At 61.8% G+C, this 19,912-nt stretch carries 17 protein-coding genes, 1 tRNA gene and 1 riboswitch; of the genes, 6 read left to right on the forward strand and 12 right to left on the reverse strand.

Features of this window, described 5'->3' with window-relative positions; translation table 11 throughout:
• Nucleotides 1-107: 107 nt before the first annotated feature.
• Nucleotides 108-327, reverse strand: a riboswitch (cobalamin riboswitch).
• Nucleotides 328-530: 203 nt separating this feature from the next.
• Genes cmk through aroA form a run of 3 tightly spaced genes read right to left on the reverse strand, consistent with a single transcriptional unit; the run spans nucleotide 531 to nucleotide 3,513 of the window.
• The gene (gene cmk, locus AC1DRD_RS16355) at nucleotides 531-1,169 is read right to left on the reverse strand and encodes a (d)CMP kinase (RefSeq protein WP_478042152.1); all 639 of its coding nucleotides are present in this window, start codon (nucleotides 1,167-1,169) and stop codon (nucleotides 531-533) included.
• A gap of 23 nt (nucleotides 1,170-1,192) precedes the next feature.
• Nucleotides 1,193-2,185, reverse strand: a complete 993-nt coding sequence (locus tag AC1DRD_RS16360; protein WP_478042153.1) for a proline iminopeptidase-family hydrolase — start codon at nucleotides 2,183-2,185, stop codon at nucleotides 1,193-1,195.
• On the reverse strand, nucleotides 2,182-3,513 hold the full coding sequence (aroA, locus tag AC1DRD_RS16365) for a 3-phosphoshikimate 1-carboxyvinyltransferase (protein WP_478042154.1): 1,332 nt from the start codon (nucleotides 3,511-3,513) through the stop codon (nucleotides 2,182-2,184). Before aroA ends, AC1DRD_RS16360 begins: the two co-directional genes overlap by 4 nt.
• Nucleotides 3,514-3,614: 101 nt before the next feature.
• On the opposite strand from aroA, the gene AC1DRD_RS16370 reads away from it, so the two are divergent.
• On the forward strand, nucleotides 3,615-3,935 hold the full coding sequence (locus tag AC1DRD_RS16370; protein WP_066817326.1) for a TIGR02300 family protein: 321 nt from the start codon (nucleotides 3,615-3,617) through the stop codon (nucleotides 3,933-3,935).
• Between the two features lie 89 nt (nucleotides 3,936-4,024).
• Nucleotides 4,025-4,100 (forward strand) — tRNA-Ala (locus AC1DRD_RS16375).
• A gap of 572 nt (nucleotides 4,101-4,672) precedes the next feature.
• Here the strand turns inward: AC1DRD_RS16375 and AC1DRD_RS16380 are convergent.
• From AC1DRD_RS16380 to AC1DRD_RS16390, 3 genes are all read right to left on the reverse strand, one after another.
• The gene (locus AC1DRD_RS16380; protein WP_478042155.1) at nucleotides 4,673-5,299 is read right to left on the reverse strand and encodes a hypothetical protein; all 627 of its coding nucleotides are present in this window, start codon (nucleotides 5,297-5,299) and stop codon (nucleotides 4,673-4,675) included.
• A 145-nt stretch (nucleotides 5,300-5,444) separates the two neighbouring features.
• A complete protein-coding gene (locus AC1DRD_RS16385; protein ID WP_478042156.1) occupies nucleotides 5,445-6,038 on the reverse strand; it encodes a hypothetical protein in 594 nt (197 codons plus the stop codon).
• A gap of 21 nt (nucleotides 6,039-6,059) precedes the next feature.
• The gene (locus AC1DRD_RS16390; RefSeq protein WP_478042157.1) at nucleotides 6,060-6,860 is read right to left on the reverse strand and encodes a hypothetical protein; all 801 of its coding nucleotides are present in this window, start codon (nucleotides 6,858-6,860) and stop codon (nucleotides 6,060-6,062) included.
• A 269-nt stretch (nucleotides 6,861-7,129) separates the two neighbouring features.
• Between AC1DRD_RS16390 and AC1DRD_RS16395 the strand changes: the two genes are divergently transcribed.
• Nucleotides 7,130-8,521, forward strand: coding sequence for a tetratricopeptide repeat protein (locus tag AC1DRD_RS16395; RefSeq protein WP_478042158.1), 1,392 nt, complete (start codon nucleotides 7,130-7,132; stop codon nucleotides 8,519-8,521).
• 171 nt (nucleotides 8,522-8,692) lie between these two features.
• Here AC1DRD_RS16395 and AC1DRD_RS16400 read toward each other — a convergent pair whose 3' ends face one another.
• The 4 genes from AC1DRD_RS16400 to AC1DRD_RS16415 form a co-directional block, all read right to left on the reverse strand.
• A complete protein-coding gene (locus AC1DRD_RS16400; protein ID WP_478042159.1) occupies nucleotides 8,693-9,061 on the reverse strand; it encodes a response regulator transcription factor in 369 nt (122 codons plus the stop codon).
• On the reverse strand, nucleotides 9,058-9,933 hold the full coding sequence (locus tag AC1DRD_RS16405; protein ID WP_478042160.1) for a S1C family serine protease: 876 nt from the start codon (nucleotides 9,931-9,933) through the stop codon (nucleotides 9,058-9,060). Before AC1DRD_RS16405 ends, AC1DRD_RS16400 begins: the two co-directional genes overlap by 4 nt.
• Nucleotides 9,934-10,742: 809 nt before the next feature.
• A complete protein-coding gene (locus tag AC1DRD_RS16410) occupies nucleotides 10,743-14,018 on the reverse strand; it encodes a PAS domain S-box protein (RefSeq protein ID WP_478042161.1) in 3,276 nt (1,091 codons plus the stop codon).
• A 1,093-nt stretch (nucleotides 14,019-15,111) separates the two neighbouring features.
• A complete protein-coding gene (locus AC1DRD_RS16415) occupies nucleotides 15,112-16,419 on the reverse strand; it encodes an FAD-dependent monooxygenase (protein ID WP_478042162.1) in 1,308 nt (435 codons plus the stop codon).
• A gap of 88 nt (nucleotides 16,420-16,507) precedes the next feature.
• Between AC1DRD_RS16415 and AC1DRD_RS16420 the strand changes: the two genes are divergently transcribed.
• A complete protein-coding gene (locus AC1DRD_RS16420) occupies nucleotides 16,508-16,945 on the forward strand; it encodes a MarR family winged helix-turn-helix transcriptional regulator (RefSeq protein ID WP_478042163.1) in 438 nt (145 codons plus the stop codon).
• Nucleotides 16,946-17,121: 176 nt separating this feature from the next.
• Here the strand turns inward: AC1DRD_RS16420 and AC1DRD_RS16425 are convergent, their stop codons facing one another.
• Together AC1DRD_RS16425 and AC1DRD_RS16430 are read right to left on the reverse strand one after the other, a co-directional pair.
• A complete protein-coding gene (locus AC1DRD_RS16425; protein ID WP_478042164.1) occupies nucleotides 17,122-17,394 on the reverse strand; it encodes a hypothetical protein in 273 nt (90 codons plus the stop codon).
• A gap of 197 nt (nucleotides 17,395-17,591) precedes the next feature.
• Nucleotides 17,592-18,224 (reverse strand): hypothetical protein, encoded by a 633-nt coding sequence (locus AC1DRD_RS16430; protein WP_478042165.1) that lies wholly within the window; start codon nucleotides 18,222-18,224, stop codon nucleotides 17,592-17,594.
• Between the two features lie 101 nt (nucleotides 18,225-18,325).
• On the opposite strand from AC1DRD_RS16430, the gene AC1DRD_RS16435 reads away from it, so the two are divergent.
• A complete protein-coding gene (locus AC1DRD_RS16435; RefSeq protein ID WP_478042166.1) occupies nucleotides 18,326-18,856 on the forward strand; it encodes a hypothetical protein in 531 nt (176 codons plus the stop codon).
• Between the two features lie 20 nt (nucleotides 18,857-18,876).
• Entirely contained in the window at nucleotides 18,877-19,491 is a 615-nt protein-coding gene (locus AC1DRD_RS16440; protein ID WP_478042167.1) for a hypothetical protein, read from the forward strand.
• Nucleotides 19,492-19,912 lie beyond the last annotated feature (421 nt).

Below are 19,912 nucleotides of genomic sequence, written 5' to 3' on the forward strand. Positions count from 1 at the left end.
TCTTCATACCCCGATGAAAGGCGGAGGCAGAGACCAGACACGAGCACGCACGGGCGACACGGGGCCGACCGCGAATGCAAGCGGCCAGCCCGGACACCCCGCCGGTGGACGTTATCGCGTCGGAGGCAGGTCTCCTGGCTCACGGGTCAACACGCCGGTCCGGCCTTCCCAGGGGATTGGACGCCCCCAGTGACACTCATCGACCGCCGCTCGCCGCTTACAGTTGCGGGGGCAGCGCCGGCCTTGACCCCGAAGGACCGCACCGGCTTCCCGTCTTAGCTTCGACGCGGGTGAACCCGTCCGAAGAACCTCGACACACGCCTTATCCTGCGCCGAACGAGTCGGGTCAAGCGGGATATAAAGAAATCTTTATATGTTTATTCCTCCCCGTTCACGGGGAGGGGGACCAAGACGCGCAGCGGCTTGGTGGAGGGGGCGAGCCCCAAGCGATGTAGATGAGGAGGACCCCCTCCACCACTCGCTACGCGAGCGGTCCCCCTCCCCGTAAACGGGGAGGATTTAGACCGACGCTACCCGTTCGCCGCCTTCAGCCGCAACTGCCGCTCGACCAGCTCGATCGCGCGCTTCACCGCGGCTTCGATCGACAGGAAACTGGTGTCGAGGATGCCGGCGTCGGCCGCCATCACCAGCGGGGCGGCGTCGCGCCCCATGTCGCGCTGATCGCGCACGCGGATATCGGCCAGCACCTTGTCGAAGCTGAGCGTGCTGCCGCGCTCTCTCAGTTCGGCATGCCGCCGCCGCGCGCGGATCTGCGGCGTCGCCTTGACGAACAATTTAGCGTCGGCGTCGGGTGCGATCACCGTGCCGATGTCGCGCCCATCAAGCACCGCGCCGCCTTCTTGCTGCGCGAACTTGCGCTGGCGCTGCAGCAACGCCGCCCGGATCAGCGGGTGCGCCGAGACGATCGAGGCACGCTGCCCCGCTTCGTCGCTGCGCAACACGGGGTCGTCGAGCAGGCTGTCGTCGAAATTGCTCGCCGCAACGGCATCGGCCTCCTTGGTCGGATCGAGGTCGAGGCGATGCACATTCTCGGCGACCGCGCGGTACAGCAGGCCGGTATCGAGGTGCGGCAGGCGATAATGTTTTGCCAGGGCGCGGGCGACGGTGCCCTTGCCGCTGGCGGCGGGACCGTCCACGGCGATGATCATACGCTAAACTCCATCGCGACCCTCTAGGCCCGTGCGTCCTGTCGCGCCAGCCAGCCGCGGATCAATGCGACCGTTTCCAGCGTCCGATCAGCGAAGATACCATGCGCCGATCCGGGGATGGTGCCATATTCGGCGCCCGGCACGCGCGCGGCAAACCCCGCCAAAGTGGTCGGGCGCGCTTCATCATATTGCCCGCCCAGGAAGATCGTGCGCCGCCCATCGAGCCTGGCCAGCAACGGCTCGCCGTCATAATCCTTGAGGCTGCCGGTGCAGGCGAATTCGCTCGGCCCCCACATCGCATTGTAGAGCTTGGGATTGAAGCCATTGGGATGCGCGCCGGCATAAGCGATCGCCGCGGGCTTGGCCGGCTCGCGGCCGTTGAACGCGCGGTAAAAGGCGTTGACGCCATCATCGCAACCCCGGCTGGGCCCGGTGTCGCAACTCGCGATCTGCGCTTGCACCGTCGCCGGCAAGGTCGCGCGCAAGGCATTGGCGTCGGCGATCCAGCTCTTCGTCGACACGAGGGGACTGGCCATCGCCAGCCCGCGCAACGCCGCCGGCCGCCGAGCGCCATATTCGAGCGCGAGCGTGCCGCCCCAGCTATGCCCGAGCAGATGCCAGCGATCGACGCCGAGCGCTTTCCGAACCAGCTCGATCTCATCGACGAAGCGTTCGACGCGCCAATTCTTTGGATCGTTGGGCCGGTCCGACTGCCCGCTATCGAGCTGGTCGTAGAGGATCACCGCGCGCTCGTCGGCCAAAGCGACCGCCGGCATGAAATGCTCATGATCGCCGCCCGGGCCGCCATGCAGCATGACGATCGGCGGCTTGGCGCCGTTCAGTCTGCCGTTGACGCGGACATAGACGCGCCCGCCCTCGACCGGGACCATCTTCTCGAGATCGGGCGCCGGATAGCCGTCCGCCTTGCGCGCGAATAGCAAGCGGGGGAGGGCGAGGCTGGCACCGAGCGCGAGGCCGCCGGCGAGCAATTCGCGGCGGCCGATCATGCGGCTCATGCCCGGCCCGCCAGTTGCTCCAGCGTCTCGAAGAACACCGGATAGCTCGTGGCGACCGGGGCGACGTCGTCGATCGTGATCGGCCGCCGCGCGACCAGCCCCGCCACCGTCATCGCCATCGCGATGCGATGATCGAGCAAAGAGGCGATCGTCGCGCCGCCGGGGATCGGCTCGCCGCCGCTACCAGTGATGGCGAGGCCGTCCTCGAACTCTTCGACGCTGACGCCACAGGCCTGGAGCGCCGCCGCCATCGCCGCGATCCGGTCCGATTCCTTGACCCGCAATTCGTGCGCGCCCCGCGCGACGGTGCGCCCCTCGGCCAAAGCCGCGGCGACGAACAGCACCGGATATTCGTCGATCATGCTCGGCGCGAGATCGGGCGGCACGTCGATCGCCGTCAGCGCGGCGTGGCGCACGATCAGATCGGCGACCGGCTCGCCGCCGACGGTCCGCGCATCGACCTCGGTGATGTCGGCGCCCATCATCCGGAGCGCGGTGAAGATGCCCGCACGCGTCGGGTTCAGCCCGACATTGGCGATCGTCACTTCGCTGCCGGGCACGATCGACGCGGCCACTGCCCAGAACGCCGCCGAGCTGGGATCGCCCGGCACGACGATCTGCTGCGGCTTCAATTCGGCCTCGCCATGGACCGAGATCACGCGCCCCCTGTTGCTCGCCTCGACCGTCAGATTGGCGCCGAACCCGGCCAGCATCCGCTCGCTATGGTCGCGCGTCGGCACCGGCTCGATCACCCGCGTGATCCCCGGCGTATTGAGCCCTGCCAGGATCACCGCCGACTTGACCTGGGCCGAGGCGACCGGGAGCGTATAGTCGATCGGCACTGCCGGGCAGATGCCGCGCACCATCATCGGCAAGCGGCCGCCTGGGCTCGACGTGAACTCCGCCCCCATCAGCCACAGCGGATCGATCACCCGGCCCATCGGCCGCTTGCTGAGCGAGGCATCGCCGATGAACGTCGCGGTGATCGCATGGCTCGCGACCAACCCGGCGAGCAGCCGCGTCGACGTTCCCGAATTGCCCATGTCGAGCGCGCCCGCCGGCTGCAGCAATCCGCCGACCCCGACACCCCAGACGCGCCAGATCCCGTCGTCGCTGCGTTCTATGGTAGCGCCCATCGCGCGCATCGCGGCGGCGGTCGCCAGCACGTCCTCGCCTTCCAGCAGCCCTTCGATCCGGCTTTCGCCGACCGCCAGGCTGGACAACATCAGCGAACGATGGCTGATCGACTTGTCGCCAGGCACGGTGACGCGGCCGGTCAGGCCGGCGGACGATTCGATCAGGAGAGGTTTGGGAGCAGCATGCGACATCGGTCGCGGGCTTTGACAGCCACCTTGCGCTATGGCAAGGCGCGCGCCACTTTAGGGGTCGATCCCCGAAATTTGCATTAAATCGAAAGGTACAAATCGGCATGGTTAAGCCGGAATGGGGCACGAAGCGTACGTGTCCGAAATGCGCAACGCGCTTTTACGATCTCGGCAAGGACGACCCGGTGACCTGCATCAATTGCAACACCGCCTGGGCGCCCGAGCCGATCCTGAAGTCGAAGCAGCCGCTGCCGTTCGAGGTGGTCAAGGCCGAGAAGCCCGAAAAGGACGATTCGGATCTCGAGGGTGACGATCTGGAGATCGGCATCGAAGACGAAGGCGAGCCTTCGGCCGACGATGAAGTCGATCTGGGCGGTGACGACGATCTCGGTGTCGAGACCGGCGGCAACGAAGACGAGAACTGATCGACGCAATTTTTTAAGGCAAGCGGGCTAACGCCCGCTTGTCAAAGGGGCGCCGTCCGGTTAGGGGCGCCTTCCTTCCCGGAAAGTGTGGGGCCGTAGCTCAGCTGGGAGAGCGCTGCAATGGCATTGCAGAGGTCAGGGGTTCGATCCCCCTCGGCTCCACCAACCCTTTCCGCAGGACCGAAAGAGCCCGCAACGCCTGATGGCGCGGCGGGCTTTTTCGTATCGGTTTAAACTGGCACGAATCTCCCGACCAGCACCGAAGTGTAGAGGGGATGGTTCGCTACCCTGTACCCAACTTGTCGCTGGATTGCCAAGAAGTCAGTTAGCAGCTGCCACGATGGTTAGCGCTGACTGCGTAGCCCCGGAACCCCAGTGGGCCGCCGACTGAAACAGTCTCGGTGCCCGGAATGCATTTGGTTGTGACGCAGGTGTGAATCCTTTTTGCTCGCTTCTTGGCGGCGGCGTTTGCTTCGCCGCAAGCAGCTTGCGGGGACTTCCCGTTCGCCCAGTGATATGTGCCAGCAAATGACGGCGTCGCTACGCAGAGTAAAGCGATACCAAATACGATACGCATAGGCCCCTCCTTATGGAGGCGATAAATTGCCACCGTCCGCCGACGCCGTCGATCACAAACGCTACCAGAATGGGGCTAATGGTCTGGGCTCAGACAAGACTTGGTTTGCGTTGCCTCAATGGGGAGCTTTTCGTGCCCGTTTAAACTGTCCCGTATCTGCCTAGCGCTTTTTCGCTAAGCAGCGCAGAAATGCTTTGCGCACAAAGCCGGGTAGTTCGCCGCGGCTTTTCATGCCCAACAGTTCATCGAGCTTCGGCGATCTGTCGTTCGGCTGAGCGACGCGCATCGATCGATAGGCATTTAGCGCGCTCTCTACCCCCGCCAATTGCAGTGCGTCCGGATCATTCGACTTGCTCGGATTCTCGATGACGAAAGCGGCCATGCCGAGCATGTACTGAACGACGATTTCCGGATTATGCACATAGCCCTTTTCGGAGACGCCTCCGATCGGGTCCGCACAAACGGCTACCGACACATCCGGCGCATCCGTCAGCCACTGAATCGCCCATCTCCGATCACTCTGCAGGCCTGGATCCAGCGGAGCGCGTTCGAGATTCTGCACGACGCTCACGAAACGCTGACGATCTTCGGGCGACGAAACCGCGCTCGTTTGGGCGAACGTTGGAGATGCGCAGACCAGAAGCGCGAACAGCGCGGAGAGCAGAGCGGCTATCTTCATCCGGCGGGTTTGGAGCAAAGGGCAGATGTCCGCAATCGGGTCGACGGCTGCTATTCCAGGTGAAGATGAAGCTTTCTCGTGCCCGTTTAAACCGGCACGGGTCTCCAAGCATCAGTATCGCCCAGGTCGCCGGTTCCGGGACGCCAGCCGTGCCGCGCCCCGGAACTCTCCCGATACCTGGCAAACCGTCATCGCAACCCGCTCGGCTTCCGACGCCATAAGTATCTGCCGAACCGCATACTGACGAGCTTCATCAAGAGGCGAAGTAGGCTTTTGCCGCGTCGCGGGCATATTTGCCCGCTTTTCCTTTGGCGGCATCCCAAACAATATCCCAAAACCCAGGGGTGCTCGGCCAGCCAATCTGGCCGCCAACGGTTCTTTTGTGATAGATAAAGAAATCCGGATCGGGGTCGTCGCCTTTTTCGTTCATGATCGCAACAACTGAACCAAGTTGAATCGGCACGCCCAACTGGTCGTCTTCGCGAAATAAGCGCCACTGAAACACCGGAGTTTTCGACCAATTCAAGTTTATACCGTAGTCGCGATGCGAGTAGAATAGGAACTGCTTTTCCTCGCCACCGACCGCGAAAGCTACCAGTTCGCCGGATAAAATGTCGCGCTCGGCATTATCGGGTGTACGGAAATGTCCCGTGCGTCGATTCGAATCGCCAACAAACCCCAGGTTAATTCCCCAATCTTGATGCTTATACGTCAGATATTCTTTATTCGGAGAGCTATACATCGTGTATCCGCTGTTGTCCGAATAACTGTTGGATGAACGGATGTTGCCGGAGCCGCTGCCGATCGTCCAGGTCTTGACCACGCCGGGAATTGTTAAATCTGCCATTTTATTCTCCTTAGGTTGAACTCATCCACTCCAATTCATGCCTTTCATCCGAACCGGGATGGCCGGCCCGACCACCCCGCGTAACAAGCGGAACACGCCGGCCTGCGCGCTGTTCTCCGCATAGGCCGACCATCCTCGAAACAATCCGTCCTTACCCTCAGGCTGGTGGACCGCGTGCGTCGACTCTATGGTGCAAATCGCAGGGGCCTGATCGATCCCCAGCTTGTTCTTCAAGCCGTCTATCGACGTGCTTTCGCCGGGACCGGACAGCAGGATATGGCCATAGCCGCTGCTTCCGCCCGGCTTCACTTTGCCGTGTTCATCGACGAGCACGACCAGAATTAGTTGAGCGGGATCGACGTCGCCGACGTGCTTATATTCCGTGCCCGAGAACCGATTCCAGATTATCGAAATGTCGCTATCCGGCCCGATCTCGTTGGTCGAATTGACGTCGTCCCAAGCGACCCCGTACAAGACGTGACGAAGATAGTTTCCGACAAGGCCGTTGCAGTCGAGGCCAAGCCAGGTGTCGCAATACGATTGGAAGTTTTCCGGCGAAACAATCGCCGGGCTGCCCGGAAGATCGACTGCGGCCAGCTGGAGCACGATCGAGACTGCCTCCGGCGAGCCCTTGCCGACGAACGGATAGCGCAGCAATGCCCAAAGCTGATCCGTCGCGTTGGTCGTGAACGTTGCGAAGGTCCTGCGCTCCGCGCCCGAGCCGCTGTCCACCGAGACCGATATTCCCGCCGCCGGGTCGGCTGCTCTGAGGATTGATAAATCCTTCAAGACCTTACGCGCCAGCTTGGCGCGCTCGTTCATGATGCCTTGCTGTCTAGCGGGCGTATTCAGCAAGTAGCGATCAACTGAAATTGTCGCCGGATTCCAAGCGCCGCTAGCGCTCGAGACTATAATTTCCCGATACCGCTGCATGTATTGTGGAGGTGACAGCATCACAACTCCCCATCCGAGAATCGGCTAACGCCTGTTCGTGTGTTGGTCCTGAAACGACATAATCACTCGCCACTCTGCCGCGTCGCGTTGCAAATTGTTGCAAGTTGAGGAAATGTGAGGCGTGCGGAGTAGGTCTAATGCAGGAAGATCGGCTTGACGGCTGGAAGGCGATAGGCAACTTCCTCAACCGCGATCGCACGACCGCGCTGCGCTGGGCCAAGGAACGGCGGCTACCCGTTCACCGTATTCCCGGCGGAGGTACGAGCAGCGTTTACGCGCTTCGATCCGAATTGGCTCTCTGGCTCGCTGGCGATGGTGAGGGCGATGGGGTGCCGGCCGTTGAAAGCGTTGTTTCAACCGGCACCACGTCTCGACGAGCATTGGTGACGGGCGCTGCGGTGCTTGGTGCCGCTGGCCTGGCGGGCGCCGGCGCGCTGTGGCTGCGTCCGCATGCTTCGACGCCGGCCCAGCCTCCCGAGGTCGAGGCACTTGTGACGCGCGCCCGTGACGCGCTCGAGACCAGCGGCGACGACGGCCAGGACCAGGCGATTGCCCTGATGCGCAGAGTCGTCGCGCTCTCGCCGCGTTACGCGGACGGTTGGGGGTTGCTTGGCCTTGCGAATGCCGTCGCCTCGCATTTCCGCGATCGCGCGCTCGGCCTTAGCTTGCGCGCTCATGCCGAGGCCGCGGCGCGCCATGCGCTCGACATCGCGCCGGACAACGGACTGGGCGAACTCGCATTGGGCGTGGCGCTGCCGCTGGTTGGTGCATGGAGCAAGCGCGAGCGCCACCTTGAACGCGCTCTTGCTACCGCGCCGACAACGGAGGAAGTGCTCGAATACGCGGCGGTGTGTAGAATCTTCAATGGACAAGCGAGCAGCGCACTTCCGCTTTACGATCGGATGCGGCGGCCCTTCCAACCCCAGACCTTCGCAAATTACACCCAAGCGCTCTGGAGCGCAGGTCTGCTTGAAGAGCTCGATCGAGCGCTCGATGAGGCTGCCTCGCTCTATCCTGCACAGCCGCGCGTCTGGTCCAATCAGATGCGCATCTACCTCTACAGCGACCGCGTCGACCGTGCCTTGGAGATGATTCGTCAGCCGATTGGACGGCCACGCTACATCGACGCCGAAACGATCGCTGAACTTGAGGGAATTGCCGGCGCGATCCGCGATCCCCACAGCGCGCTGGCCGATAAAGTCGCTGCAAAGCAGGTGGCTCACGAACGGCGCATCTACCCCGCGACCGAAGCTGTGCGGGTGCTCGCTGCGCTTGGGCGCATCGATGAGGCCGTCGCGGTGGTCGAGGCGCTATATTTCGGCAAGGGGTATTTGGTTGCCGACCATTATGGCGCGGCTGACGCATTTACGCCGGAACAGCGCGACAGCCGCGTGCTGTTCGAGCCGGGAACCCGCCTCGTACGCGCCGATCCGCGCTTCGAAAGCGTGGTGGCGCGGCTCGGGCTGGACGCTTTCTGGCGCACGAGCCGCTATTTGCCCGATTATCGCCGATCGGGGTCACTAGGTTGAGACTTATGCCGGAAGTTTCTGCGTCGAACGTCGTCTAGGCGCTCTCGATGCGGCCGTTCGCGGCTAGGACTGTCATCCCAAAAGCTGCTGTGCAGCCATCTTTCACCGCCCATCGCCGTCGAAGCCAGCGCAGCTCGGGCTTTCACGTGCCTGTTAAACTGGCTCGGGTCTCTAAAGATGGATGATCCCCCGGCGCGCCGCATGCGCCACCGCGTCCGTGCGCCCCGTCGCGTCGAGCTTGTCGATCAGCCGGCTGACATGGAATTTGGCGGTGTCGGGTGAGATGCCGAGCCGCTGGCCGATCGCCTTGTTGGACAGACCTTCGGCCAGCAACGCGATCACGTCGCGCTCGCGCGGCGTCAGGTCGAACCCGTGCTCGCCCGCGTCGGACGCGCTAAGGACCAGGTCCGACGCTTCGTCGGCGCCCACGATCCGCAATTCCGGGATCCGCCCCAGGATGTCGGCGAGCCGGGCGGCGAGCGTCGGGTCATCGACCTGGATCGCCAGACGCAGGCCCGCCGCGGGATCGCGACTGCTCACCGGTCCGGCCGATCCCCGATCGTCACCGTCACCTCCAGCGGCGCGCCCCCGCGCCGAACGCCAAGCACGACCTCGGTGCCGATCGGTGTCGCCCGCAGCGTCCGCAGCAGCGCGCCGACATGCGGCAGTCGCTGGCCGACCCAGGACAGGATGATGTCTCCCTGATGCAGGCCGGCGCGCGCCGCCGGGCTCTCGCGATCGAGCGTCATCACCATGGCGCCATGGCCACCGTCGTCGAGCGGGACATCCTTGAGACCGACGCCGAGATAGGCGATCTGGACCCGACCGTGGTCGAGCAATTGCCGGGCGACGCGATCGATCGTCGCCGCCGGGATGACCAAGGTCCGGCCACGCGGGCCGCGCACGGCCATACCGAAAGCGCTGCCGGCGCCATCAACGGCAAGCCCGCCCTCGGCGCGACGCCGCAGCCGCAGGTCCAGCTCGATCCGGGCGTCTATCGTGCCGCCGCGCATCGACTGCCAGGCCGCGCCGACCGCGGCGATGCCGCCGAACGCGATCAACGGCGCGCTATCGGCCGCCGCGACAATCAAGGCGAGCGCGCCGGGCCGGACGGCCATGTCGGTCAGGGCCGCTACCGGTGCCTTCAAACCCTCGACCCGGAGCAGGGCAATATCGGTCGCCGCGTCGCGCCCGATCAGGGTCGCACTGCGCACCGTGCCGTGGGACTCCTCGATCTCGATCGATCCTTCATCGGCGAGCGTCTCATCGGGCGTGATCACCAGCCCGTCGCGCCAGACGAAGCCGCTCGCCAGCGAATGGCGCGACTGGACCTCGACAATCGAGGGCGTGGTGGCGGCGGCGAGGTCGGCGATCGAGGCGGAAAGCTCGGCGAGGGGCGATGTGGTTGTCATGGGAAATCTCCTGAACACGGGAGATAGGGTGCCGCCGCGATGTTTCGCTACTGCCCGGTCGGGTAGGCTCGTCCGCCCGATCGCCGGTTTTCCCAAAGGCATATTCGTGCCTGCTTAAACTGGCCCGGATTTCCGGGTCACGGTCCTGCGGCTTGTGACATCAAGACAGGTTAGCGTTTTTCGATCGAAGCAAAATCTTGCGTCGTAATTAAATCGCCCTTAATTGGGCCAACGATAGCCTGCCCGTGTTTGAACGCATCGTGCAAAGCTTCTTGGTGAGTGGCGCACCATGCGCCGAATAAAACTTTCGTTATCCATCGAAACTCGAACATGATTATTCTCCGCTTAGGATAGCGGGAGCACATTATCTGTCTCTCAAGCGTCAGGTTGCCGATAAATTGGCTGACGATACCTGGTCATACGAACCCGCGTCATGAAGGTTGCATGAATGGGCAGGTTTATCCTCCAGGATGGATCGCGTCCCACACCTCTTGCCGGTCGGCCAGTGCCGCAAGCTGGCGCCACCGCAACGCCATATCGAGGTAGTCGTCCCGTAACGCCTGCGTGGGACGAAGGAGCGCTATGCGCTGCAGGCTATCGGCCTTCGCAAGGCATTCAGCGGCGCGCAGCATACATCACAATAGCGCAAACCTATCGACCCTGGGACAGCGGAGCGTGTGAGCGGATGGCGGGCCTAGCCAGCTTTGAGCGAGCGGGGGTCAGCACTGAACGCAGCAACAAATGGGCGCACTGCCCGTTGTAATCCTATCGTCGCCACTTTGCATCGGCTTCCTTAGAGCCCGACGGCGCTAACCGAGCCGAGCCAACACTTCGCGCAACTCGCCCAGGTCAAGCGGTTTGGGCAGCAGAAAATCGACATGCGCCGGCGCTTTTCCGCCCATCGCGAGACGCCGCCCCCAACCAGTCAGCAGCACCACCGGCGTCGCGGGGAACAAGTCCTTGGCCGAGCGCGCGACCTGGTTGCCATCGATATAAGGCATACCGAGATCCGTGATCACCACGTCGAACGTCTCGCCGGCAGCAAGCGCGGCGTGTAACGTGTCGATTCCGGCCTGCCCGCCGTCAGCCGCGGTGACGTCATGCCCCATGGTCTTGAGGACTGTTACAGTCGACGTCAGGACCGCGGGATCGTCATCGACGATCAGAATACGCCGCGGTGTGTTGGCGGCTGGACCTTTGGTCGATTTGCGCGGCCGCTGCGTATCGCGAACCGCATCGAACTCCAGAAGGATACGCGTCCCTTTCCCGGGTGCGCTGTCGATGTTGAGTTCGGCCCTGTGGCGCAGCGCCACGCCTTGCACCATGGCGAGCCCCAGGCCCGTGCCGCGCTCGCCCTTGGTGGTGAAAAAGGGGTCCAGACAGCGACTGCGGATTTCTTCCCCCATCCCAAGGCCAGTATCGCAGACCTCCAGGCACACTCTGGGTCGGTTTTCGGTCCTGGCCTCGACGAACGTTTTGATCGTGAGCGAACCCCCTTCGGGCATCGCGTCGACTGCGTTGAAAACAAGATTGGTCAACGCTTCCCGGAGTTCGGAGGCATTTCCCATCACTTGGGGAAGACCCGCATCGAGCTCGCTTGACACCTTGATCACCGTGCCGCGTTGTTGGGGCATGTCGCTCCATCGCGCGCGCGTCAGTTCAATTACCTGTGGTACCAACTCATTCAAGTCGAGCGGCGCGAGGTCGACGTCCTCGTCTCCCCGGTAGAAATCGCGCATCCGTCCGACCGTGGCGGCGACGTCCTTGGTCACCCTGCCGACCAACTCGAGATACTCGCGCACTTCCTGCGGCAGAGCGAGCTCGCGTTCGATGATTGACTGCGTATAGACAGCGACCGGCGAAATGGCGTTGTTGATGTCATGGGCGATCCCGCTCGCCATCTGCCCGATCGCACGCAGCCGTTCCTGTTCCAACACCGCCTGCTGCGTTTGCTTCAGGTCGTCATAGGCCCGTTGCAGACTGTCACGCAGCTGCGTCTGGTGCGCGGCAAGCGCGACATGTTCGCCCAATTGCCGGAGAAATTCGCAATCGGCACTGAGAAACGCCTCGGCGCTGAGGCGCGCGACCACGAGCACGCCGAACACTTCGTTCTCGATGGAGAGTGGCGCGATCACCAGCGAACGGAGGCCTTCGCGCGCGAGTCTCGCCGGAAACGGGAAATCGACCTCGGCCAGATCGGGCTCGTAGACCAGCTCGCCAGCGACGCAGCGCGATAGTCCGTTTCTGTCGATCGGAACCTCGCCTTTCTCGATCATCCCGAGTTCGCGACCGAGCGGCTCGCTTCCGACCCCGACATTCGCGACGGTCAGCATATGCGCAACGCGATCGTAACGGCAGATGCAGACGAAGTCGGCGGGAAGACGATCCTCGAGCGTTCGAACGACGACCTGGAAGATGCTTTGCACGTCGTGGCGCTGGCCGATCGCACGCGTGATCTGCTCGAGCAGGTGCAATCGGTCGCGCTGCGTCTGGAGTCTCGTTTCGGCCACCTTGCGCTCGGTGATATCGCGGACGAAGGCGCTGAAGCTGAGCGCGTCGTCGGTGCCGATTGACGTGATCGAGAGCTCGATCGGAAATTCCTCGCCACCGCGACGAAGCGCCGCGAGCTCGATGCGCTTGTTCAATACGCTCGTCTCGCCCGTGGCAATATAACGCGCGAGCCCTTCGCGGTGGGCGCTGCGGAACCGCTCGGGCATGATAATCCCATCGACGCTATGCCCCAGCACTTCGGATTGCTGCCACCCGAAGATCGTCTCTGCCTGAGAGTTCCAGCCGGTAATCAAGCCGGTGCCGTCGATCGTCACCACCGCGTCGAGTGCCGATTCGACGGTCAAACGGTTACGCTGCTCGCTGGCCCGTAGCGCATTCTCGGCGCGACGTTGCTCGGTGACGTCGGTCGAGATTCCGAATATCGCATAGACTTGGCCCGATTGATCCCTGAGCGGCGACTTCACCGAAATATAATGATGTGGTCCATCGGTCTGCGGCGCCACTTCTTCCTCGGTCAGCGCCTGCGCGGCATTCGCGACACGCCCGTCCATCGCCCGGAAGGCGTCCGCTTCTTTTTTGGGGAAGAGCTCGTGATCCGTCTTACCGGTGATTGCCGCTCGATCGAAGCCGAAAATCTCGGCATAGCGCTGATTGACCATGAGGTAGCGGCCTTCGAGATCCTTGACATAGATCACAGCTGGGCTGTTCTCGAAGATGGTTTCGATCAATTGATGGCTTTGCTGCTGCTCGGAACGCAATTCTCGATTGAGCGCGAGCAGTTCGCCTTCCGCGAGCCGGCGCCGGACGGTATCGGCGGCACCGATTTGCGTCAGATTGAACAGCAGCAGCACGTCGCCGACGACCTTGCCGAGATGAGCAACCATCGCGATAGAGTCGCTCGGCGAGCGCGAATAGAGCATGACGAGATGAGCAAGAAGCAGCACGGTCGCGGACAGGGCGATCGCGTGAGCGATCTGGGACTCTTCGCGCTGCTTCCAATATGCCGCACCGACCACCAGCCATAACAGGGGCACCGCTGCGAGCGTCGGCCGGGTGATCCAAAGCAGACCGGGCGCGGTGTAGCGCGGCACGATAAGGAAAAACGCGGTCAATGCGCCGCCGAGCACCACCAAGCCCAACGCGAACAGCCAGGCAAAAGCGCGTGGGCGATCGCGCAGCCATAGAGCGGCACCCACCCCGAGCGGCAGCAGATATGCAGCCGGTCCCCATGTTCCGGCGCGCATTCGAACGTCGAGCTCGACCCCGCCGCCGAGCCAGCCGAGCACAGCCATCACGTGTAGCGTCTCCGCGATCGACAAGAAGGCAAAGGAAATCGCCAGCAATAAGGGCCAGCTCTGGTCGACGCGGCGGCTGATATCCCACAACAGCAGCGCAACCAGCGCACCGGTCAGCGCGACGCTTGTGTCGAGGACGGTATGAAGCGCCGGATCATGCGCGTCCCCCACAAATATCGCGATCGCTCCGGCGATGAACAGGGCCAGTGCTATCGAAAGGTTGTGGGCGAAGCTGAGAACGATCGGCGCCCGCGGAACGGACACGACGTCGGCGATCATGGTTTCGGTTCCTCCCACAGCTGCGATTTGCGCCGTCAGCTCGCCGGCAAGGCGTTCCGCCCCTGCTTCAGACTGCATCTATGCATAGCGGAAGTCGAGCCGGATTGGATCCGACTTGGTGCGATCGACGACCTCGATCTCACCAGCATTTGTGGTGACGGCATTTGCGGCGACGTGCGCATAAATTCCTAAATAATAATTCGGTATTGTTGCACCCGTTGCCGCAATTACCCCCAGTCCGTACCTACGTCTTGGATTGGTGGTTCGCGACCGTCCGCGCTCGGCCTCAAGACAGGCGAAGCAGACCGCCAGCGAGCAGGGTCACCCGAAGGGCGGAAGGTCCCGTTCCTTGTCTCTTCAAGGAGCCGGATGAGCGCGTTCAATGGCTCGCCGCGGATTGCTCCCAACTCGGAACGGGTCACGGTCATGGGGCTCGTGCCATCAAGACAGGTTAGCGTTTTTCGATCGAAGCAAAATCTTGCGTCGTAATTAAATCGCCCTTAATTTGGCCAACGATAGCCTGCCCGTGTTTGAACGCATCGTGCAAAGCTTCTTGATGAGTGGCGCACCATGCGCCGAATAAAACTTTCGTTATCCATCGAAACTCGAACATGATTATTCTCCGCTTAGGATAGCGGGAGCACATTATCTGTCTCTCAAGCGTCAGGTTGCCGATAAATTGGCTGACGATACCTGGTCATACGAACCCGCGTCATGAAGGTTGCATGAATGGGCAGGTTTATCCTCCAGGATGGATCGCTTCCCACGCCTCTTGCCGGTCGGCCAGTGCCGCGAGCTGACGCCACCTCAACGCCATGTTGAGATACTCGTCCCCCAGCGCCTGCGTGGGACAAAGAAGCGCTATGCGCTGCAGGCTATCGGCCTTCGCAAGGCATTCAGCGGCGCTCAGCATACATCACAATAGCGCAAACCTATCGACCCTGGGACAGCGGAGCGTGCGAGCGGATGGCGGGCCTGGCCAGCTTTGAGCGAGCGCGGGTCAGCACTGAACGCAGCAACAAATGGGCGCGCCGCCAGTTGCAATCCTATCGTCGCCATTTTGCATCGGCTTCCGTCACCAATTCCAACGCGACTATCCGATTGCGGGGACGTGCACGACATCGTGCCCATGATAGGAGGCAACCTCCACTCCGCCCACCTCTGCAATATAGCCGTCGGGGCGCACGAGGACATGGTCGCCGCCGGCGCTCATGATCTGCGTCGCGCCACCATGGCGCATGGCCTCATAGAGGCGCCGCCCGTCCGCCAGGCGCCGATCCGGAATGCGATCGCCCGGCCTGAACTGGCCGGACGCCCGTGCCGTCGCCAGGGGACCGCCATGATAGCTCAGGCCGAGCTGGTTGGTGAGATCGCCGCGGGATTTCGAGACGGTGGAATGCATCTCTCCGGTAAGCTTCAGCATGGCCGCCGCGATCGGCAGCCTTTCGGCCTCATACGTGTCGAGGATCCCTTCGTCGCGAGTCCTGATCGCCGAGACCAGCTTCCATCCCAGATTGAAGGCATCCTGCATCCCGGTGTTGAGCCCCTGCGCGCCCGATGGCGGATGGATGTGCGCGGCATCGCCGGCGATGAACACGCGTCCCACGCGATAGCGATCGACCATCCGCGTCTGGTGGCCATAGCGCGATTGCCAGGCAACGCGACGCACCGTCTTGCCGGTCATCCGGGCGACACCGGCCTCCAGGCCGTTGGCCGCGATCGATTCAGGCGCCTGGAGCTGAAAGAGCTCGCCCCCGGGAAGCGGCGCCAATGTATGCAATCCTCCCCGCCATAACGGATAAGCGTGCCAAAACGCCGGATCGAGCCCCTCGATCTCCAGATCCGCGACGATGCTCGTCTTCGCATCCACCGTGGAACCCAGCAGCTGCAGGCCGAGCAGTCGGCGGGTCGTGCTGCGTCCTCCGTCGCAGGCGACGGCAAACGCCGCGGTCACGACCTCTCCGGTGGTCAGCGTTACCCGTACGTCGCCCGGCGTCTGCGCGAGTGCCTCTATCCCGGCGCCAAGCTCGACTTTTCCGCCCAATGCCTCGACCCTGGATCGAAGGATTTCCTCCGTTCGCCATTGGGCGACCATCATCAGATTTGGGTAGGGCCGGTCTTCGGTCGGGGGAAGGTGCGTACCCAGCGACCAGGCCTTTATCCCGATCGGACCGAAGTGCAGCTTGATGAACGGGTACAAAGTCCCGCTCGCCATGATCTCGTCGGCGAGTCCCGCCATGTCCAGCAGCTCGATCGAGCGCGGCTGGATGCCTTTCCCGCGCGAGCCGGAGAAATGCTCCGTGGCGATATCGACGATCCGCACATCGATGTCGCGGCGCAAAAGTTCGATGGCGAGGGTGAGGCCGGTGATGCCCGCGCCGACGATCAAAACCTGCGGCATGGGGCCTCCAAGATATATGCATTTCCCATATATCTGTCCTAGCGGCGCCGGTATTGCGTCGCAAGATAAATATGCATAACGCATATAAATGGACTGGCAGGATCGTCTCTATCGTTCGCTGATCGCGGTCGCGGACCTGATCAACCGCCTTGACGTGGATGCGCGCCTGCTCGCAGCCGCGGGCGTCAAGCTGGACCGCGCGCTATTCCCGTTGCTGGCGCGCGTGGCGATGACTCCCGACATCAATGTTGCCGAAATGGCGAATATCGTCGGGCGGGATCATTCGACCGTGAGCCGACAGGTGATAAGGCTGGAGGAACTCGGGCTGATCGTTCGGCTTCCCGACCCTGACGACAGCCGATCGCGCCGCCTGGTGCTAAGCGCCCAGGGTCAGGAAATCATGGCCAGGATAGCCGAAATTCGCCGCCAATGGATGGAAGCGCACTTCCAAAGCTGGCGCGCGAACGATCGCGATCGATTGATTCAGCTCATCGAAAAGATGGTCGAGGGGGGCGATCCTGGGTGAGGGGACTCTCACGGTGACAGCGGCGAACGAGGTGCTGGCACCTGAGGTCGCTATGGGGCAGTCGGTTTTGCGGCACTCGGGCTTGGCGTCGCGCGCTGCTCGCAGTCGTCCCCCGTTGATTGTGGGCGCCGCGTAGTGACGGCAATGCGCCGCAAATCGAACGAACATGTTTGCGCTCATTCCGAAGGCCGACGCGCTATTCCTTCCCGCCAAGCCATACTGACGAACACTCCCTGCTTCTGCAGATAAGCTTCGACGCAATGGCGTTGCGGTTCTGTGTTCTGGGCTTTGTCGGGAAACTTCACGGTGAGTTCGCTGCCGGAGGACATGAGATATTGCTTAGGAACTCGGCAGCTGGACAATGCGGCCGCTACCTGAGCCTGCGTCGCACCTTTCGGACCTTCGTTATCGCCGAGCGGAAAACAACCGCCGGTTGCAAGCGCGAGCATCAATAAGATGTTTCGGCGTTGGGCTCGCGCTGACCTAACCATGCCGCGCACTAAGCCATAAATGAATGTCCGCAATTGGCCGTCACCGCAGCGCCTGCATAAACTGGGACCGATCTACCCCGTTCGGGTTTTGGCGAGCCTTCTCGTACAGTTTAATCTGATACGGATTTCCCCTGACGCAAAAGCGCCCGCCTTTGCTAATCGATGTCGTTATTTGAGTAGGCTAACGTCGTCCGTCCCGATGACTTCTGATATGACAGTGCCACTTCTATCTTTTCGGGTTGCCACTTCCATCGGACAATCCGAAGATCGTCATTCCGGAATGTCGGTAAGCCGTAGAGCGTCACAAGTTTACTGAGCGCTTTCTCCCAAACCGTCACCCCGCCTTCAAAGTAATCGTCACCGCCATATAGTTTGTTGTGAACGTACCGAAAATCCTGCTCTGAAATTGGAATGCCCTCGAATGCCCCAGCGCTGTGCTTCGGTACGTAGAGAGATAGCCCCTCCGACGTTGTTGGCAGAAGCAGCTTCAGATGATGCGGAGGGTGCGACCCCCATTCCACCCCTGAAAAACCGCTTGGAGGTAGAGAGGTCGGTGCCTCAACCGTTTGAGCGCTAACTAGAGAAGAACCGCTTGTAGAGCGTTTGAGAGAAATAATTTGGATGGCCAAACCGATTCCAAATAAAATCAAGATTGCTGTGAGGCAGCCCGTTGTTCGCTTCATTGCCTTCCTATCCCTCGATTTTGAGTAACGATGCTCGCGTAAAGTGAGTAACTCAAGGCCTTCCGAGGTTTTCTCGCGCCGGCTTAAAAAGGCACGAATTTCCAACAGCGACGCCGGCCTGTGCCTCATCCGAACCAGCTAATCGCAATGGATTGATACAAGCTCACCTTGTAAGGTGCGCTGCGGGATAGTCGGGGAGGGCGCGCGTGAAAATAGCTGGCTGTATTCTGTTGGTCGTCGGTCTACTGTGCGCAGCGGCGTCGTTCTTAATGCCTACGGCGGTCAACAGCTCGTACGGTGTTTCCATGTTCAGCGGTACGCTGAACCTCGGCCTCCTCCAAAACCAGATGATGGTCCTTCATGTCGGGCTCACCGGCTTCCTCGCTGGCGCGGTTTTGATGGGGGCAGGGGAGATCGCGGAGCGGCTTGGGCATTGGCCGGGCAGCGAGTCTGTAGTTGAAACGCTGCCGCCTGCTGATTCCGCGGAGGCTCAAGAGGTCACGCAAGTTCAGATCGCAACATCCGAGGAATGGGAGGCCGCGGATGGTCTAGCGATCAAGCTCATCTTGGGATTGATCGCGGTGGTTCTTATGGTGTTGCTGTTCATATGGTTCAGCAATCATCCTCAGCCAACGGCGACTAGTACAACCTCCGACGCCGTGGCCAATAACTTGGCTGCGGAGGCCGATCGGCTGAGTGATGAGGCGAGCGCGTTGGCTAACAAGACACAGCCCTAACCGTTGATGGGGGATGAAATATGCCTACCGAAAGCATCTGGCCGATTATCGCGTCGTCATCGGTTGGCGCAGCCGTCCTTACCCAACTGTTCGCCGAAGCTCGCGAACGGTGGAGGGGGCGCAACGAAGCGCCGTATTCGGCGCTCTATCTTGCGCTGGCGTTGGAGGATTACGCGCGCCAGTGTGAGACTTACCTATCCGATGTCGAGACGTTTTGGTCGTCCGACGAACAGACCGGCAAATTCCATTCCTCAATGCCAGAGCTTACGCCGTATCCGGCAGAGATAGACTGGAAGCGAGTCGGTGTCCGCCTGTTCGAGAAGGCTTTCGGGTTTCGCGTGTTGCTTTCGGAGGTCGACCGCGAAATCTACCAGGCCTATTATTTCGATCCTCCCGATGGTGGCGATCAGCTTTTGACGGAGAGCCTAGCCAATAAAGGATTGGCCGCTCTCAATCTAGGTGCTGAAATACGGAAGAAGCACAAGCTGGCGAAGCTTAAATCGGAGTCTCAATTCTCGACCCGTAGCTATCTGACGATCATGCAGGAACGCGCCGAAGAGAGGCGACGGGTTGAACTCGCATCGCAGTTAGAAGCCCAAAGGTTGATGGATCAGGCCGCTACTCGTCCTGCCTAATGCCTTATGTGGCGGGATGTGGCGGGGAGACTGGGTCGGCCTAGCGAACCTTCTTGCTCCGTCGGCGCCCGAGGCGGTAGGCTTAGCGAAAGAAGTTTTCCGGCCAGAGATGATCGGGCAGGTGCCGACGGATTAGGTCTGCAGCCTGTTGATACCCTCGTGACTCCAACTCCCGAAGAAAGTGGGGCCACGGCGGTATGTTGCTGCGGTAGACATTCGAGCTGGAGGTTGACATGCCCCCGCCTTGAGAACTGGAAAGGCCGCCGTACTGGCTCGTTGACAATCCGCCATACTGCGAAGTCGAAAGGCCGCCGTATTGTGATGTTGACAGTCCTCCGTACTGACTAGTCGACATGCCGCCGAATTGCGATGTGGACATGCCGCCGAATTGCGAAGTCGATAATCCGCCATATTGGGAGGT

This window comes from Sphingomonas sp. P4_G2 (assembly GCF_056401155.1).

Excerpts from the sequence above, each read along its gene's own strand:
- cmk (WP_478042152.1), bottom strand. The coding sequence starts at position 1,169 with ATGATCATCGCCGTGGACGGTCCCGCCGCCAGCGGCAAGGGCACCGTC.
- AC1DRD_RS16360 (WP_478042153.1), bottom strand. The coding sequence starts at position 2,185 with ATGAGCCGCATGATCGGCCGCCGCGAATTGCTCGCCGGCGGCCTCGCG.
- aroA (WP_478042154.1), bottom strand. The coding sequence starts at position 3,513 with ATGTCGCATGCTGCTCCCAAACCTCTCCTGATCGAATCGTCCGCCGGC.
- AC1DRD_RS16370 (WP_066817326.1), top strand. The coding sequence starts at position 3,615 with ATGGTTAAGCCGGAATGGGGCACGAAGCGTACGTGTCCGAAATGCGCA.
- AC1DRD_RS16385 (WP_478042156.1), bottom strand. The coding sequence starts at position 6,038 with ATGGCAGATTTAACAATTCCCGGCGTGGTCAAGACCTGGACGATCGGC.
- AC1DRD_RS16390 (WP_478042157.1), bottom strand. The coding sequence starts at position 6,860 with ATGAACGAGCGCGCCAAGCTGGCGCGTAAGGTCTTGAAGGATTTATCA.
- AC1DRD_RS16395 (WP_478042158.1), top strand. The coding sequence starts at position 7,130 with ATGCAGGAAGATCGGCTTGACGGCTGGAAGGCGATAGGCAACTTCCTC.
- AC1DRD_RS16405 (WP_478042160.1), bottom strand. The coding sequence starts at position 9,933 with ATGACAACCACATCGCCCCTCGCCGAGCTTTCCGCCTCGATCGCCGAC.
- AC1DRD_RS16410 (WP_478042161.1), bottom strand. The coding sequence starts at position 14,018 with ATGATCGCCGACGTCGTGTCCGTTCCGCGGGCGCCGATCGTTCTCAGC.
- AC1DRD_RS16415 (WP_478042162.1), bottom strand. The coding sequence starts at position 16,419 with ATGCCGCAGGTTTTGATCGTCGGCGCGGGCATCACCGGCCTCACCCTC.
- AC1DRD_RS16420 (WP_478042163.1), top strand. The coding sequence starts at position 16,508 with ATGGACTGGCAGGATCGTCTCTATCGTTCGCTGATCGCGGTCGCGGAC.
- AC1DRD_RS16425 (WP_478042164.1), bottom strand. The coding sequence starts at position 17,394 with ATGCTCGCGCTTGCAACCGGCGGTTGTTTTCCGCTCGGCGATAACGAA.
- AC1DRD_RS16440 (WP_478042167.1), top strand. The coding sequence starts at position 18,877 with ATGCCTACCGAAAGCATCTGGCCGATTATCGCGTCGTCATCGGTTGGC.